We start from the raw sequence: 13862 nt of genomic DNA, 5'->3' as shown, positions 1-13862 counted from the left end.
ACTCCCAGCCCGGCTAACTCGTCCGGCCAGCTCGCCTGCTGCCTGATCCTGCCTGCGCCCCCAGACTTGCGCCGGACGGGGTACGGGCGGACGGTGCGGGGGAGCCGGCCGCGGCTGCGGGGCCCACACGGCGGAGCCGTTCGAGTGCGATGACGTCCCGGCCGAACGAATACGCCAGCAGCCCCAACGCGGGGCCGAGCACCATGGCACCGAGCCACGCGGGGACGCCGGGAGTCAGGGCAAACAACAGCGCAGCGGGCTGGGTGGCTCCGATCAGCTTGCGGACCGTGCTGGACGGCAGCGGGATCTTCAGGGACGGCCGGAACCGTGCCGCCGCGAGGAACACGTAGTACATGAGGCCCATGGCCAACGGCCATGGGCCGAAAATTCCCGCCGCTGCGCAGGACAGCACCAGGACAAGCGCGGCGTCCGTATCCGAATCCAGCCGCGACCCCTCGGCCGTTGCGATTCCCGTCAGCCGGGCCACCCGTCCGTCCACGGCATCGAGCAGGAACGCCGCCGTCCCCAACACAACGACCGTTCCGCCCGACCCGGACCCGGCCCCGGCGATCCAGCCGCCGGCCGTCACGGCGGCGCAGCAGGCCACGACGACGGCCCGGCCCAGGGTCACGCGGTCCGCGGGAGTTGAAAACCGCGGCTTGCGCCGCAGAACGGAACCGGCCGCCCGCGTGACTACCGCAGCGCCCGCCGCGAGCGTCAGGCACCAGGGCGCGGGATCGGCGAACGCCGCCGCGCCAAGCCAGATCCAGACCGCCAGATAGGTGGCGACGGCAAGCCCGGCATCGGCCACGGCGCGCCCCGCGCGGGTACCGGTGTCCCCGTCCGGTCCCCTCAATGCTGGGCGGACGCGCGCCGCCGGGGCGTCCGACGTCCGGCCCGGACGAAGCCGACGGCTGCCAGCACGGCACCGGCGCCTTCGGCCACCGCGCTGACGGACTTCTCGAAGAACCAGACAGGCTCATACATGGCCGGAAAAGGCCCGAAGGCGGGAATGTCGACGTAGCGGTACAGGACCACGGCGACGAAGGCGCTCATCGCCACCACGAATGCGACGGCATAGGCGGCCCTGCTGCCGCGCAGCAACACGTATAACCCTGCGAGCACGGCAGCGGCCGATTCCAGCAGGAAAAGGTTGCCCTGGCCGATCCCCGCCGGGTTTCCGGCCTGGTAGCCGGGGGCCAGGTGGATGTGGATGCCGGCGTCGATGAAGAGGGCTACGGCCGTGAGGATGCGCAAGGCCATACCGGAACGGTGAACGCGCACGGAGCGTGCAGGCTGGCTTGAGGCGCTCATTTGACGACCAGCGTCCCGTGCATCCCCGGATGGAAAGTGCAGTGATAGGCGTACGTGCCGGGCTTCGTCGGCGCGACGAAGCTGGCGGTGCCTCCGCCGCCCTTCACCTCGGTGTCGAACGCCGAGCCTTCGTCGGCCGTGACAGTGTGCGCAGCGGAATCCATGTTGGTGACGGTGACTGTCGCGCCGGCGGCCACAGTGAGCGGGTCGCCGTAAGCGAAGTCTTTGATTGTGATGGTGCTCGTGCCGGTGCCCGTCGACGGGCTGATCCCGGAACTTGAACCGGGCGGGGGCGCCGACGTCGAGGCCGGCGCTCCGCTTCCGCCGGCGCACCCGGCGGTTCCCAGCACGACCAGAACAATCCCCAGCGTCGAAAGCCTCCGGCCAGCATTCATGGCGCACCACCCCTGACGGACTATGGAACAACGAGCTTTGAAAATAACGAGCGATCGAAAGCACTCACCTTATTGTGCTCCTGATCAGCATTAATGGATCCGGCAGCGACTGGACCCGGGACCGGTCCGGGCCGTCGCCGCCCCCACCGGTGCCGGGGCTCCGCGGCGGGATGCCCCGGGGCCCGGCCCGGGCCTGTAGCGTGGTTACTGGCATGCAAGGGCATGCACTCCAGCGGTCCGCAGAAGGGACAAAACGCGTGAAGCGTGACAAATCCAAGCCCGCATCGCTCACGGTGCTCATCGCCTTTGCCGCGAACGTACTCGTCGCCGCGGCCAAAACCGTGGCCGCGCTCATCTCGGGCTCGGCTTCGATGACTGCCGAGGCGGCGCATTCCTGGGCCGACACAGGCAACCAGATCTTCCTGGTCATCGCCGAGCGGAAGGCCGCCAGGAAACGGGACAAGACCCACCCTATGGGCTACGGACGCGAGGCGTACGTGTGGTCCATGATCGCGGCGTTCGGCCTGTTCACGGCCGGTGCAGTGGTTTCGGTGATGCATGGCATCCAGCAGCTGATCACGCCGGAGCCGGCAGGTGACTTCACGATCGCCTACGTGGTCCTGGCGGTCGCCTTTGTCCTCGAGGGCGTGTCCTTCACCCAGGCGTTCCGGCAGTCCCGGAAGGCGGCGCGCGAGCTTGACCGGAACACACTTGAGCAGGTCCTCAAGAGCTCAGATCCCACGTTGCGTGCCGTTTTTGCCGAGGACTCGGCCGCGCTGATCGGCCTGGTCATCGCCTTCGCCGGAATGTTCCTGCACCAGGTCACAGGGTCCTCCGTGCCGGACGCCGTAGGGTCCATTCTGGTGGGCATCCTCCTGGCGGCTGTTGCCGTCGTGCTGATCGATCGCAACCGGCGCTTCCTGGTGGGCCAGGCCGTGACCAGCGATATAGAGACCACCATGGCCCGGCGCCTCCTGGAACACCCGGAGATCGACCGTGTCACCTACCTGCACCTCGAGTTCGTGGGACCGCGCAAACTCTACCTCGTGGCGGCGGTGGACATGCGGGGCGACCAGCTGGAACATGATGTCGCCGTGGCGCTGCGCCGGGTGGAGCGGGAGCTGGAGGACCACGAAACGGTCGAAGAAGCCGTCCTGACCCTTGCCACCGCGGACGAGCCCTCGCTGGTCATCCCCGCCGCATGAGGGCAGCGCCGCCCCAGACGCCATCCGCCGGCGCGTCCATGCCCGCGGGTGGATGGCGAGCCGCCCCCCGAGGCCCGGCGCTCGGGATCTAGCTAAGGCAGTCCGCGCAGTACGCGTGGCCGCCCTTCTCCTTGGCAAGCTGCGAGCGGTGCCGCACCAGGAAGCAGGAAAAGCAGGTGAACTCGTCCTCTTTCTGCGGGATGACGGTGACAGTCAGCTCCTCGCCGGACAAGTCTGCTCCCGGAAGCTCTACTCCCTCCGAGGTATCGGCCTCGTCGAGCTCGCGGACGACGCTCCGGGCGTCGGGCGCGTTCGCCGACCGCAGGGCCTCCAAGGAAGCGTTGCGTGATTCCGCGACGTCGGAGCGTACTTCGTCATAATCGGTTGCCACCTGGTGGTACTCATTTCCGTTGCTGATCGTTGGATCCGGGGACTCGGACGGATCTCCGGGATTGAACGGTACAGCATCACACCGGGCAAAAGCTGGGTACCGGGGGAGCCGTGGCAGTGACTCTCACGACACCCGGCCGCGGCTGCCCGAGGCGCCGCCCGGACGCAGGACGCGCCGGAATCCTCCCAGACCGGCCCGGAACAGGCCATACTTCTCTCAAAGAGAGGGGTCGCGGATTGCGGATTCTTTTGGTTGAGGATGAACACGCCCTGGCGGACACGGTCCGCCGCGGCCTGAAGAACGAAGGGTTCGTCGTCGACGTCGCGTACGACGGCGTGAATGGGCTGTCGGCGGCGGTCGATAATGCCTACGACGCGATCCTGCTGGACCTCATGCTGCCGCGGATGAACGGCTATGACGTCCTGAAGGAACTCCGGCAGCGTAAAGTCTGGACGCCGGTGCTGATGCTCACGGCCAAGGACGGCGAATACGACCAGACCGACGCCTTTGACCTCGGCGCGGATGACTATCTCACCAAACCCTTTAGCTTCCTGGTTCTTGTGGCCCGGATCAGGGCGCTGATCCGCCGCGGGGCGCCGGCCAGGCCCGTCATCATGACCCTGGGCACCCTTTCGCTGGATCCCGGCAGCCACAGCGTGCGGCGCGGCGAAACCCCCATCAGCCTCACCGCACGGGAGTACGGCCTTCTGCATTACCTGATGCGCCGGCACGGCCAGATCGTCTCGAAGGCGGAAATCCTGCACAACGTCTGGGACCCGGCTTTTGAGGGAGCGGACAACGTCGTGGAGGTCTACATCGGCTATCTTCGGCGCAAGATCGACGTCCCGTTCGGTCTCCGTACCCTGACCACCGTGCGCGGCATGGGCTATTTGCTCAGCGCCGACCCGATGCCTGGGTCCCCTGGCGCCGGGATGCCCGGTGACTGAGGTCCGCCGGGCCGGCCGGTTGATCCGACGGCTCCGGAACCGGAAAGGCAATCTCAAAGCGGCAGTGCCCCGCGGGTGCCTCCGTGGAACGGATGGTCCCGTGATGGGCGGCCATGATGCCGGATGCAATGGCCAGGCCCAGCCCGCTGCCGCCGCCTTCACGCGAGCGGCTTCCGTCGAGCCGGACGAATCGCTCGAAGATCCGGTCACGGTCCGCCGCCGGGATAGGGTCGCCGTCATTGTCGACCGTGACGAGGACCCGGTCGCCTGACGTGTAAAGCTGCACGCTGATCCGTGACACGGCGTGACGGTCTGCGTTGTCCAGGACGTTCCGCAGGACTTGCGCCAGCCGGCGGGCGTCGCCGCGGATCCGTGCCGGGGCGAGGTCCGCGGTGATCTGCTTGCTGCTGGTAGACCGGAGCCGGCGAATTTCCTGGTCAAGGACGTCGTCAAGGTCCACATCCTCGTGCTCCACTTTCAAGCCGCCGTCGTTCGCCTTGGCCAGCGTCAGCAGGTCCTCGACGAGGAAACTCATCCGGGCGGTCTCCTCGGCAAGGACATCCTTCATTTGGAGCCACATGGCCCCGGTCGGGTCGGCAGCCGCGATTTCCACTCCCGCCTTGATCGTGGCCAGCGGGCTGCGCAGCTCGTGGCTGGCGTCGGAGACGAACCGCCGTTGTTCACTGTCCGAGGCCTGCAACCGGTCCAGCATCGTGTTCATGGTGAGCGCCAAGGCGTGGATTTCGTCATTGGTGGGCGGCACGTCGACGCGTCCGTCCAGCTGCTCGGCATTGATCCGGGCCACCTGGCCCCGGATTCGCTCCACCTGGCGGAGGGAACGGCCCACCAGCAGCCACACCGAGCCCGCCACCGCCACCAGCAGGAGCGGCGTGGCTCCCAGCGTGAACCAGGCCACCGTGGAGATCGTGTCCGCCTGGATCTGCGCTGCCTGCGCCACAACCACTGTGTAGTTCGCGGCTCCGGCCCGCGCTCCGACGGTGACGATGTGGTAGTCGTCATTGTCGCCGATGCTCGGAAGGCCCGGGACGTCTTGCGTCATGGTCTGGCCCGGGGAGGGCCGCTGGGCTGAAAGCGGGGTTTTGGCGATCTCGGGATCCGAGGCGGCCACGACCGACCCGCCGGCGTCCAGCACCTGGACGAATTGGCCGGCATGCGCGGTTTCAATGATGTACGCCCCGGCATCCGCGACGTCCTGACCCGCCATTTCGGCCATCACGTCCAGCGTCTTCTGCCGGGCGGTGGCGTCGGTGGAACTGGCCAGGGATGCCCGCAGCAGTCCCAGCAGGACGACGCCGCCGAGCAGCAGTGCGAGCGCCACGACTCCGACGGCGACCGCCGTCGAGCGCCTCCGCACGCCCCAATGACTCCAGCCCCTGCCGGGGCGGCCCGAGGTGGTCCGCTTGCCCAGTGCCATGGTCCAAGAATGCGGCAATGCGTGACGCGGGACAACCACATCGACCGCATTGGCCGCCATCCCTACCCTCTCAGTCTCTTCTCAGCGGGATGCGGGAGAGTTGGAAATGAACCGGTTGCCGGTCACCGGGCACCCCGGCAGCCCTTGGTCCCCAGACTCCGGCCGCACGCTCTCCTCAATCGGCGTGCGGCCGGGCATGACCTTCCTCCGCGGTGGCTGATCTCCGGCGACCTACTTCCTGGCGCGTCGAGTCCTGGCCCGTCGAGTCGCAGCTTTCGAGTCACGGCCCGTCGAGTCACAGCTTTCGAGTCACGGTGCAACGGCCTCAGGGCTCCGGCGTCACCCTGAGCCAGACGAACTCCTGGGGGTGCAGGACGACGCCAGCGTCCAGGCGCACGTCCGCACCGGAGAGAATGTCCTCCGCGTCGGACGCGAAGCCGGACAAGGTCCTTGCCGACACCTCCTGCACCCCGTCGCTGAAGTTGGCCAGTGCCAGGATCAGAGTGCCGTCTCCTGGCCGCTGGTACCCCAGGACGCCCGGGTTGTTCGTGTCGAACCCGATCAGCCGGGTGCCGGCGAACTCGGGCGCCGCGGAGCGCGCGGAAATCATCCGGCGCAGCCCGGCATGGACAGCACCGGCAGGGGTTTCCGGGTTGTCGCGCAGTGCATAGCCGGCGGCCGGGTAGTGCGGCCGGTGCACCCACCGGCTGTCCGTTCCATGGCCTGCCTCGAGGCCATACTGGTGATCGTTGAGCTGGCCGACCTCGTCGCCCAGATAGAGCAGCGGGATGCCCCCGGTGCTGAAGGCCACCGAGTGGGCCAACAGGATCCGGCCCACCGCCGTCGTTGATCCGCTCTCCAGCCCGCAAAGGGACGCTGTGGTGCCGGCGATCCGGCAGTCCCCGGTGCGGGGATTGTCCTGGAAGGGCACACCGTGGGCGAAGCTCCCGGAGCCGCATGGTGCCCAGCCGGGGGTTGACGCCCCGGTAACTGGACACCGCGTAGCCGCCGTCGGAATGCGGCTCCGGGGCCAGGAACAGTGGCATCAGGTGCAGGTACGTGAGGCCCAGTTCCTTGAAGTAGGGGATCCGGGCGCGGACGCCCGCGAGATCCCCGGCGTACCGGTCGACGCAACAGACGCCGCCAAGCATGGTGTTCGCCTGGAACCAGCCGCTGTGGTGTTCCCGGTCGGCGTCGAGGGCCTTGAGCTCGGCAGGCCGCTCGGCCCACGACCGGGCAGACTGCAGCACGACCTCCGTGAGCTGGTCCAGCCAGTCCGGACGTGCGCCGTAAAGTTCGTGGAACAAGCGGAGCAGGGCCGGTGCCCAGCGCGGGCGGCCATGTGTCGGCACGCGGGGCGTCCCGCGGGCGGAGTTGCCGCGGGCACGTCGATAGGCTGGGCTGATGAACGATGCCGCCGCCTTCCTGCCGACACTGCTGTGCATCGGCCTCCTCATGGCGGTGACCGTGGCGCTCCTGGCGGCATTCCGGATCCCGCACCGGGCCGCGCCCGCGCTGGCGATCCTCCGCGGAGCTGTGCAGCTGGCCGGAATCAGCCTGATACTCGGCCAAGTCATCACAAATCCTGTTTGGGTCGGCGCCGCACTTCTCGTGATGTTCTTCGTGGCCGCAGCAACAGCCGCACGGCGCCTCGGCTGGACGTGGGGCCGGCTGGGCCTGGTCAGCGGCGCGATGGCCGCTGGCATCCTGGTGGCCCTGACGATCGACTTCGGCACGGGCGCAATCGCATTCACGCCCCGGTACGCGCTGGCCCTTGGAGGGATCGTGATTGGCAATGCCATGACCATCGCCACGCTGGCCGGCCGGCAGTTCTCCGAGGCGGTGAATGCCCGCTGGGAAGAGGTGGAGGCCTGGCTGGCGTTAGGCGCGACGCGGCGACAGTCGACGCTGGAGCTGGCCCGGGGCGCCGTCTATGCGGCACTCATTCCCTCGACGGACCAGACCAAGACGACCGGCCTCGTCACGCTGCCGGGGGCATTTGTCGGGGCGATCTTCGGGGGGCTCTCACCTCTGGAAGCGGGTCGCTTCCAGATAGTCGTCCTCGCGTCGATCATGGCGGCGGGCTCCGTGACCGCCGTCGTCCTCATCCGGGTCCTTGCGCCGGTGAAGGTGCGTCCCGCCCGGCCCCGCTAGCGCCGGTTCAGGCCCGTCACGGTCGCGCCGGAACCCGGATGACGAGCGGATCCATCGCTTGGCCGGCAGCGTATTGGCCGTCGAACAGTTCTGAGCCCGCCTCGGACACGGCCACGTCGACGTGCTCCCAGACCAGGAACCCGTCCATATTGCGGGGCGCGGCGGTGCGCAGGGTGCCGACGTCCGAGCGTTCCTTGCCGTGGCCGTCGCCGGTGCTGATGGTCAGGATTCCGTGGCCGGCCGTGAACTCCACCCACGGATTCAATAAGCGGACAAACATCATTCCGTGGTGGCCGGCGACGCGAACGTCGCCGCTGAAGCGCAGCACGCCCATGCCCCGGGCCGGATCGTACTCGGAACCGGCAGGGGCGAAACAGAACTCACCGGACGCGAGAACCCTCGCGCCGTCGGACGCGGAGACGGCACCGTCGGGGAGTCCCGAAATGTACTCCAGGAAGGTGCGCTTGATGCCCCAGGTCAGACCCTCCGGGGGCAGCGGAGCGGGGGAAGCGGGGGAAGCGGACGCTGGTTTCACGTAGGTTCTCCTGGTCTGTCGTGTGGATCTACCTTCGAGCCTAGCCGCGGATCCCCGCCCGGCTGAACTGTGGCACGGCAGCCGCGTCAACCGGTGTATTTCTCTGAAGGCGTAGGCGCTGCAGGACTACTGCCGGGACGGCGGTGGTTGACTTGGATGAGTACCGTTTCGCAGGAGGTGCACAGTGGCCGCAGCCATCAGCAGGGCATCCGGATCTGAAGTGTCCGAGGACCCGCTGGATTCCTATTCCGCAACGGTCATCCGCGTGGCCGCCGCCGTCACGCCGCACGTCGCCGCGCTCGAAATGACCGGCAAAGGGCGCGCCGGCGGTCGCAGGGTGGGCGCCGGTTCGGCCGTGCTTTTCACCACGGACGGGTACCTGCTCACGAACGCCCATGTGGTGGGTGGTGCCGAAGCCGGTCATGCGGCCTTTGCCGACGGCACCGCATCGGCCGTTGAGGTGGTGGGGGCCGATCCGCTTTCCGATCTTGCCGTGGTCCATGGCAGGGCACCCACGGCGGCGCCGGCGGAATTGGGTGACGCCGAACTGCTACGGGTCGGCCAGCTCGTGATCGCCGTCGGCAATCCGCTGGGGCTCGCAGGCTCTGTCACCGCCGGCGTGGTCAGCGGGCTGGGCCGTTCCATCCCCGTCTGGTCCGGACGGAACCGGCGCGTGATCGAGGACGTCATCCAGACCGACGCAGCTCTCAACCCGGGCAGCTCGGGAGGAGCGCTGGCGGACGCGCGCGGACGGATCGTGGGGATCAACACGGCAGTAGCCGGCGTCGGCCTCGGCCTGGCCGTTCCCATCAACGCCACGTCCCGGCGGATCATCGCTTCCCTGCTCAAGGACGGCCGCGTCCGCCGGGCCTATCTTGGCCTGGTGAACACACCCATCCAGCTTCAGCCCCGGGCCGTCGTCCGGACGGGCCGCAGGGAAGGCCTGCTCGTGGTCGAAGTCCTCCCCGACTCGCCCGCCGAACGCGCTGGTCTGCGGTCCGGCGACATCCTCCTGAAGGTCGGGCAGATGTACGTTTCAAACGCCGAGAGCCTGCAAAAACTGCTCTTTGCCGAAGCGATCGGGGAACCTCTGGAACTTGCGGTTCTGCGCGACGGTGCGGAACTGCGCTTGGTGGCGGTACCGGCGGAGATGACCGACGGCCAGTAGCGAATTTTGCCGCCCCGACACGGTGGCTTCAGGCGATGGAATACCTTTCCGGAGCCGAAATTCGGCCGCACGCGGACTACTTGCATCCCTGTAGGGTCGCCCAGGTGAATTACTTGTTTCACGCTGCAAATACCTGCCCGCGGCGCCGCCGTCTTACCCAGCGGTACTGACGCCTGTACGCGTCTTTCTTCGGGCGGAAGATCGGGTAGCGGCATGCCTTGTTGCGCCAGGTGGGGCGTGTCACGGTGGCAATGGAAAGCCGGTGGGATCAGAGTCTCAGTACGGCCTGGTTTCGATATTGGTCCGGCTATCCGCAGACGATTGAGGTCGTTTTACCTGGGGAAATCGGAGAACAACGTGGAAAGCCTAATGGGAACTGCCCCCTCCATTACGGTCCGCTTATTCGGATCCTTTGAAGTACGCCGGGACGGCGTCGCGCTCACCGCCGCCGACATGGGGGGATGCAAACCCCGGCACATTCTGGAAATCCTTCTGCTGAACCTTGGCACACCCGTCTCCAAGACCCGCCTGATCGACCTCCTTTGGGGCGCCGGCGCCAGCGACGGCTCCGTGGCCACGCTTGAGAGCTATATCAGCGGTATCCGACGAGCTATCCAGCCTGGCCAGACCAAGACCGGCCCGCTGCGCACGGCCAACAGTGGATACGTCCTGGATCCGACCCTCGTGGACCTGGATCTCTTCCGATTCCGTGACCTGGTCCGGGAGGCCGGCGAGCTGCTTCCCGATGAGGCGTATCCGCTGCTGCTCGAGGCCCTCGAGATTTCTGCCGAGCCTCTCCTTGGGTTTGAGCTGGCCTCCGACTGGGCCGAAGAGGCGCGCACGCGCCAGGCAGCCGACAGGGTGGCACTGCAGATCCTTGCCGCAGAAACGGCGGCCCTGCTGGACAAGCCCGACGACGCCGTCAACCTCGTCCAGGCTGCCATCAGGGCTGAGCCGCTCAACGAACGGGCCTGGACGGTGCTGGTAACAGCCTATGAGCAGGCTGGCTTGCCGGCGGAAGGCCTGGCGGCCTATGACCGCTGCCGCCGGCTTTTCGATCGCGACCTGGGCTGCGCGCCCGGGCCGGCCTTGCAGGAGGCCCATCTGAGACTGCTGCGGCAGCGCGCCGAAAGCAATTCCGAACTCTCCGAGGTGTTGGCGGCGCTGCTTTATCTCGGTGAACGGTTGAACGGGCCCAAGAGCCGGCAGCAGCCCGCGGCGGAGTCCCGGCGTATGCACGAGAACGCCGGGCGCGTGCTCGATTCGTTCCTTCAGCGCGTCCGCGCTGCCGTCTGACGCCGCCGGACGGACGGCGGGGAGTTAGCTTCATCACGTGGCCGGGATTCCAGGGAAAATCCGCCATGCCGGGCCTCATACTGGGAAGGACCCCGGCGCGCAGTCCGATCGCCGGGTGTGAGGAGGGCCCATGGAAACCTTGAAGAAAGTCGTCACGAACGAGTACTTCCCCGCGGCGGCGGTGCTGTCGGGAGTCGTTTTGTTTTGGGTCCTCGGCCTCTTCGGCGGACTGTCCCTCCTGAGCACCCGGCAGACTCCGGTGACCACGCTGACGTGGCTGCTGTTCGTCTACGCCGTGGCGGTGCTGTCGCCGCTCGCCGGCCTCGTCGCAGCCATTGATCTCGTCCGCCGGTGGCTACGGAACCGGCAGGCGCGCGCGGCGGAATCGGTCTAGCCGGCACTCCGCAGGCGGCAGGCCCTTCCCGCCTATTCGAAGCGGGAAGGATCGCCCATGCCGTGCCGGACGACTTCCGCGACACCGCTGGAGAAATCGATCACGGTTGTCGGCTCTGCACCGCAGTCCCCGGAATCGATCACGGCATCCACCACATGGTCCAGGCGCTCCTTGATCTCCCAGCCCTGGGTCAGGGGCTCGGCCTCATCCGGAAGGAGCAGGGTGCTGGACAGCAGCGGTTCGCCGAGTTCGGCGAGCAGTGCCTGGACCACGTGGTTGTCGGGGATGCGCACGCCAACTGTCTTCTTCTTCGGGTGCAGCAGCCGCTTGGGGACCTCGCGGGTGGCCGGGAGGATGAAGGTGTAGCTGCCGGGTGTGACGGCCTTGATGCTACGGAAGACGTCGTTATCGATCTGGACGAACTGGCCCAGTTGCGCGAAGTCCTTGCACACCAGGGTGAAGTGGTGTTTGTTATCGAGGTGGCGGATACTTCTGATCCGGTCCAGCGCCTCCCGGTTGCCCAGCTGCGCGCCCAGGGCGTAGCAGGAATCGGTGGGGTAGGCGATCAGGCCGCCTGAGCGCACGATCTCCACAGCCTGGTGGATCGAACGCGGCTGGGGGTTCTCGGGGTGCACATCGAAGTATCTCGCCATGGGATGAGCTTACGCCCGACGCCGGGCCCGGCCCCCACCGTCGAGCCCGACCGGCCGCGCCGCGTCGGGCAGCCTCACGTCCGGCCGTTGCGCTGGTCGGTGGCTGGTTGTGCACAGACAGTTCTGTCTGATAGTTTCGTTCCGGCATAGACAAGCCTGTCTACGCCCATCCAGCTGGCCGCCTCTGGCGGGTCAGCGCGGCCCCGGTTGGGCTCGAATCCGATACTGAAAGAAGCACGAAACTTCCATGACCCCGCACCGCACGCTTGTCCTCGTTGCCCACCCTGATCTCGAAAGCTCGCGCATCACCGCGCACCTCACCGCAGCCATCAAGGACATGGAACACGTCACCGTCCATGATCTTTCCGCCGCCTACCCGGACCGCCGGATCGATGCCGCCCGCGAGCAGGAGCTGCTGCGCACGCATGACACGATCGTCTGGAGCTTCCCGTGGCACTGGTACTCCGTGCCGGGAGTGCTGAAGGAATGGATGGACCAGGTCCTCACGTACGGCTTTGCCTACGGCACCGGAGGAGACGCCCTGCAGGGAAAGCGGCTCCAGCTGGTGCTTTCGACCGGAGGCCCGGAGGCGTCCTACGCGGCGGCGGGCTACAACCGCTTCACGATGGACGAACTCCTGCGCCCCCTCGATGCCACGGCACACCTGTGCGGGCTGGAAATGGCCGAGCCGCTCATCCTGCACTCGGCGCACGGGGTGGACGCCGACGGACTCGAGCGGCACGCTGCCCGGTACCGGGAACTGCTCTCGGTTGTTCCTGCCGCCGCCGGACGCTGATCGGCCCTGAGATCCTGACCGCGCGCTAGGCCTGCTGCTGGCCGGGATTCTGTTCGTCGTGGTGGATCCGCTCGCCGAGGTTCCGCAACGGCTCGCCGCTGCCGCTCCACTGCCGGGCAATGAACTCCGCGGCAATGGATACGGCCGTTTCCTCGGGGGTGCGGGCGCCCAAGTCAAGGCCCACGGGGCTGTGCAGCCGGGACAGTTCGGCCTCGCTCAGTCCAGCCTGGCGGAGCCGGGCCACCCTGTCCTCGTGCGTACGCCTCGATCCCATAGCGCCGATGAACGCCACGGGCCCGCCCCGGAGGGCCACCTCAAGGACGGGGATATCGAACTTCGGATCGTGGGTGAGGACGCACAGCACGGTCCTGGCATCCAGGAGTCCTTGGGCGAACTGATCGCTCAGATAGCGGTGCGGCCACGCGTTGACCACCTCGTCGGCGTCGGGAAATCGCGCGGGAGTAGCGAAGACCGGCCGGGCATCACAGACGGTCACCCGGTACCCCAGGAAGGCGCCCAGCCGGGCCAGCGCTGCGGCGAAGTCGATGGCGCCGAAGACGATCATGCGCGGCGGCGGGGCATAGCTTGCGAAAAAGACGCGCATGCCTGTGTCCAGCCGCTCGCCATCGGCGCCGTAGGTCAGGATGCCCGTCCGTCCGGCGGCCAGGAGCCCCTGGGCGTCATCGCCCACAGCGTGATTGGTCCGCTCCGAGCCCAGGTCACCCTCGCAGCCGTCCGGCCTGACGATGAGGTGCCGCCCCACTCGGGCCGCATCCGGGTGTTCGATGACGGTGGCGACGCCCACCCGCCGCCCGGCGGAGATGTCCTGCGCGACGTCGTCGAGCTCGGAAAAGTGCTGCCGGGATACGGGCTCCACGAAGATATCGATAATCCCGCCGCAGGTCAGGCCCACGGCATAGGCGTCGTCGTCGCTGATCCCGTAGCGCACCAGGGCGGGCTCGCCGTCGTCCTTGACCTGGCTGGCCAGCTCGTAGACGGCACCCTCAACGCAGCCGCCGGAGACCGACCCCACGGCCTCGCCGTCGGACGTCACGAGCATGGCCGCGCCGGGGAGCCTCGGGGCGGATTTGAAGGTGCTCACGACAGTGGCGAGGCCTGCCGTGGCACCCCTCCTCCAGTCCGGCAATATGGCCGCCAGGACATCGCGCATTGGCGTGC

Annotated in this window: 16 protein-coding genes and 1 pseudogene; 7 read left to right on the top strand and 10 right to left on the bottom strand. The window is 67.7% G+C overall.

All coding sequences use genetic code 11. From position 1 onward, the window contains the following. Positions 1-13: 13 nt before the first annotated feature. The 3 genes from AB4Y72_RS02300 to AB4Y72_RS02290 are packed head-to-tail and all read right to left on the bottom strand — an operon-like array spanning position 14 to position 1709. Complete coding sequence (locus tag AB4Y72_RS02300) at positions 14-811, bottom strand: CDP-alcohol phosphatidyltransferase family protein (RefSeq protein WP_441424545.1); 798 nt, start codon at positions 809-811, stop codon at positions 14-16. A 41-nt stretch (positions 812-852) separates the two neighbouring features. After that, positions 853-1263, bottom strand: a complete 411-nt coding sequence (locus AB4Y72_RS02295; RefSeq protein WP_441424544.1) for a hypothetical protein — start codon at positions 1261-1263, stop codon at positions 853-855. Between the two features lie 47 nt (positions 1264-1310). Next, positions 1311-1709 carry a cupredoxin domain-containing protein gene (locus AB4Y72_RS02290; RefSeq protein ID WP_441424543.1) on the bottom strand — a complete coding sequence of 133 codons (399 nt, stop codon included), beginning with the start codon at positions 1707-1709 and terminating at the stop codon, positions 1311-1313. A gap of 257 nt (positions 1710-1966) precedes the next feature. Here AB4Y72_RS02290 and AB4Y72_RS02285 point away from each other — a divergent pair, with 257 nt between their 5' ends. Continuing rightward, positions 1967-2914: a cation diffusion facilitator family transporter gene (locus tag AB4Y72_RS02285; RefSeq protein WP_441424542.1), complete on the top strand. Its 948-nt coding sequence runs from the start codon at positions 1967-1969 to the stop codon at positions 2912-2914. Positions 2915-3002: 88 nt separating this feature from the next. Here AB4Y72_RS02285 and AB4Y72_RS02280 read toward each other — a convergent pair whose 3' ends face one another. Further along, on the bottom strand, positions 3003-3305 hold the full coding sequence (locus AB4Y72_RS02280) for a DUF4193 domain-containing protein (RefSeq protein WP_120950489.1): 303 nt from the start codon (positions 3303-3305) through the stop codon (positions 3003-3005). A gap of 236 nt (positions 3306-3541) precedes the next feature. Between AB4Y72_RS02280 and AB4Y72_RS02275 the strand changes: the two genes are divergently transcribed. Next, on the top strand, positions 3542-4252 hold the full coding sequence (locus AB4Y72_RS02275; RefSeq protein ID WP_441424541.1) for a response regulator transcription factor: 711 nt from the start codon (positions 3542-3544) through the stop codon (positions 4250-4252). Here AB4Y72_RS02275 and AB4Y72_RS02270 read toward each other — a convergent pair. From AB4Y72_RS02270 to AB4Y72_RS02260, 3 genes and pseudogenes are all read right to left on the bottom strand, one after another. Then, positions 4200-5687 (bottom strand): sensor histidine kinase, encoded by a 1488-nt coding sequence (locus AB4Y72_RS02270; RefSeq protein WP_441424540.1) that lies wholly within the window; start codon positions 5685-5687, stop codon positions 4200-4202. The two genes, AB4Y72_RS02275 and AB4Y72_RS02270, sit on opposite strands and share 53 nt — an antisense overlap. A gap of 325 nt (positions 5688-6012) precedes the next feature. Continuing rightward, positions 6013-6618 carry a hypothetical protein gene (locus AB4Y72_RS02265; RefSeq protein ID WP_441424539.1) on the bottom strand — a complete coding sequence of 202 codons (606 nt, stop codon included), beginning with the start codon at positions 6616-6618 and terminating at the stop codon, positions 6013-6015. A gap of 82 nt (positions 6619-6700) precedes the next feature. Further along, positions 6701-6838: pseudogene (locus AB4Y72_RS02260) on the bottom strand (alpha-amylase family glycosyl hydrolase); the annotation flags it as partial. Between the two features lie 253 nt (positions 6839-7091). On the opposite strand from AB4Y72_RS02260, the gene AB4Y72_RS02255 reads away from it, so the two are divergent. Then, on the top strand, positions 7092-7841 hold the full coding sequence (locus AB4Y72_RS02255) for an ABC transporter permease (protein ID WP_441424538.1): 750 nt from the start codon (positions 7092-7094) through the stop codon (positions 7839-7841). Between the two features lie 16 nt (positions 7842-7857). Here the strand turns inward: AB4Y72_RS02255 and AB4Y72_RS02250 are convergent, their stop codons facing one another. Then, positions 7858-8376: an HtaA domain-containing protein gene (locus tag AB4Y72_RS02250; RefSeq protein WP_441424537.1), complete on the bottom strand. Its 519-nt coding sequence runs from the start codon at positions 8374-8376 to the stop codon at positions 7858-7860. A gap of 184 nt (positions 8377-8560) precedes the next feature. Here AB4Y72_RS02250 and AB4Y72_RS02245 point away from each other — a divergent pair, with 184 nt between their 5' ends. The 3 genes from AB4Y72_RS02245 (at position 8561) to AB4Y72_RS02235 (ending at position 11234) form a co-directional block, all read left to right on the top strand. Then, positions 8561-9544 carry a S1C family serine protease gene (locus AB4Y72_RS02245; protein WP_441424536.1) on the top strand — a complete coding sequence of 328 codons (984 nt, stop codon included), beginning with the start codon at positions 8561-8563 and terminating at the stop codon, positions 9542-9544. A 369-nt stretch (positions 9545-9913) separates the two neighbouring features. Further along, entirely contained in the window at positions 9914-10840 is a 927-nt protein-coding gene (locus tag AB4Y72_RS02240; RefSeq protein WP_441424535.1) for an AfsR/SARP family transcriptional regulator, read from the top strand. 130 nt (positions 10841-10970) lie between these two features. Then, positions 10971-11234, top strand: a complete 264-nt coding sequence (locus AB4Y72_RS02235; protein WP_441424534.1) for a hypothetical protein — start codon at positions 10971-10973, stop codon at positions 11232-11234. 32 nt (positions 11235-11266) lie between these two features. Here the strand turns inward: AB4Y72_RS02235 and AB4Y72_RS02230 are convergent, their stop codons facing one another. Beyond that, positions 11267-11887, bottom strand: coding sequence for an L-threonylcarbamoyladenylate synthase (locus tag AB4Y72_RS02230; RefSeq protein WP_441424533.1), 621 nt, complete (start codon positions 11885-11887; stop codon positions 11267-11269). Between the two features lie 247 nt (positions 11888-12134). On the opposite strand from AB4Y72_RS02230, the gene AB4Y72_RS02225 reads away from it, so the two are divergent. Beyond that, positions 12135-12683 carry an NAD(P)H-dependent oxidoreductase gene (locus AB4Y72_RS02225; RefSeq protein ID WP_441424532.1) on the top strand — a complete coding sequence of 183 codons (549 nt, stop codon included), beginning with the start codon at positions 12135-12137 and terminating at the stop codon, positions 12681-12683. A gap of 25 nt (positions 12684-12708) precedes the next feature. Here the strand turns inward: AB4Y72_RS02225 and AB4Y72_RS02220 are convergent, their stop codons facing one another. Further along, positions 12709-13854: an XdhC family protein gene (locus tag AB4Y72_RS02220; protein WP_441424531.1), complete on the bottom strand. Its 1146-nt coding sequence runs from the start codon at positions 13852-13854 to the stop codon at positions 12709-12711. Positions 13855-13862 lie beyond the last annotated feature (8 nt).

Source organism: Arthrobacter sp. YAF34 (genome assembly GCF_052113245.1).
GTDB lineage: Bacteria > Actinomycetota > Actinomycetes > Actinomycetales > Micrococcaceae > Arthrobacter.
This window is presented reverse-complemented; position numbering and strand designations above follow the sequence as displayed.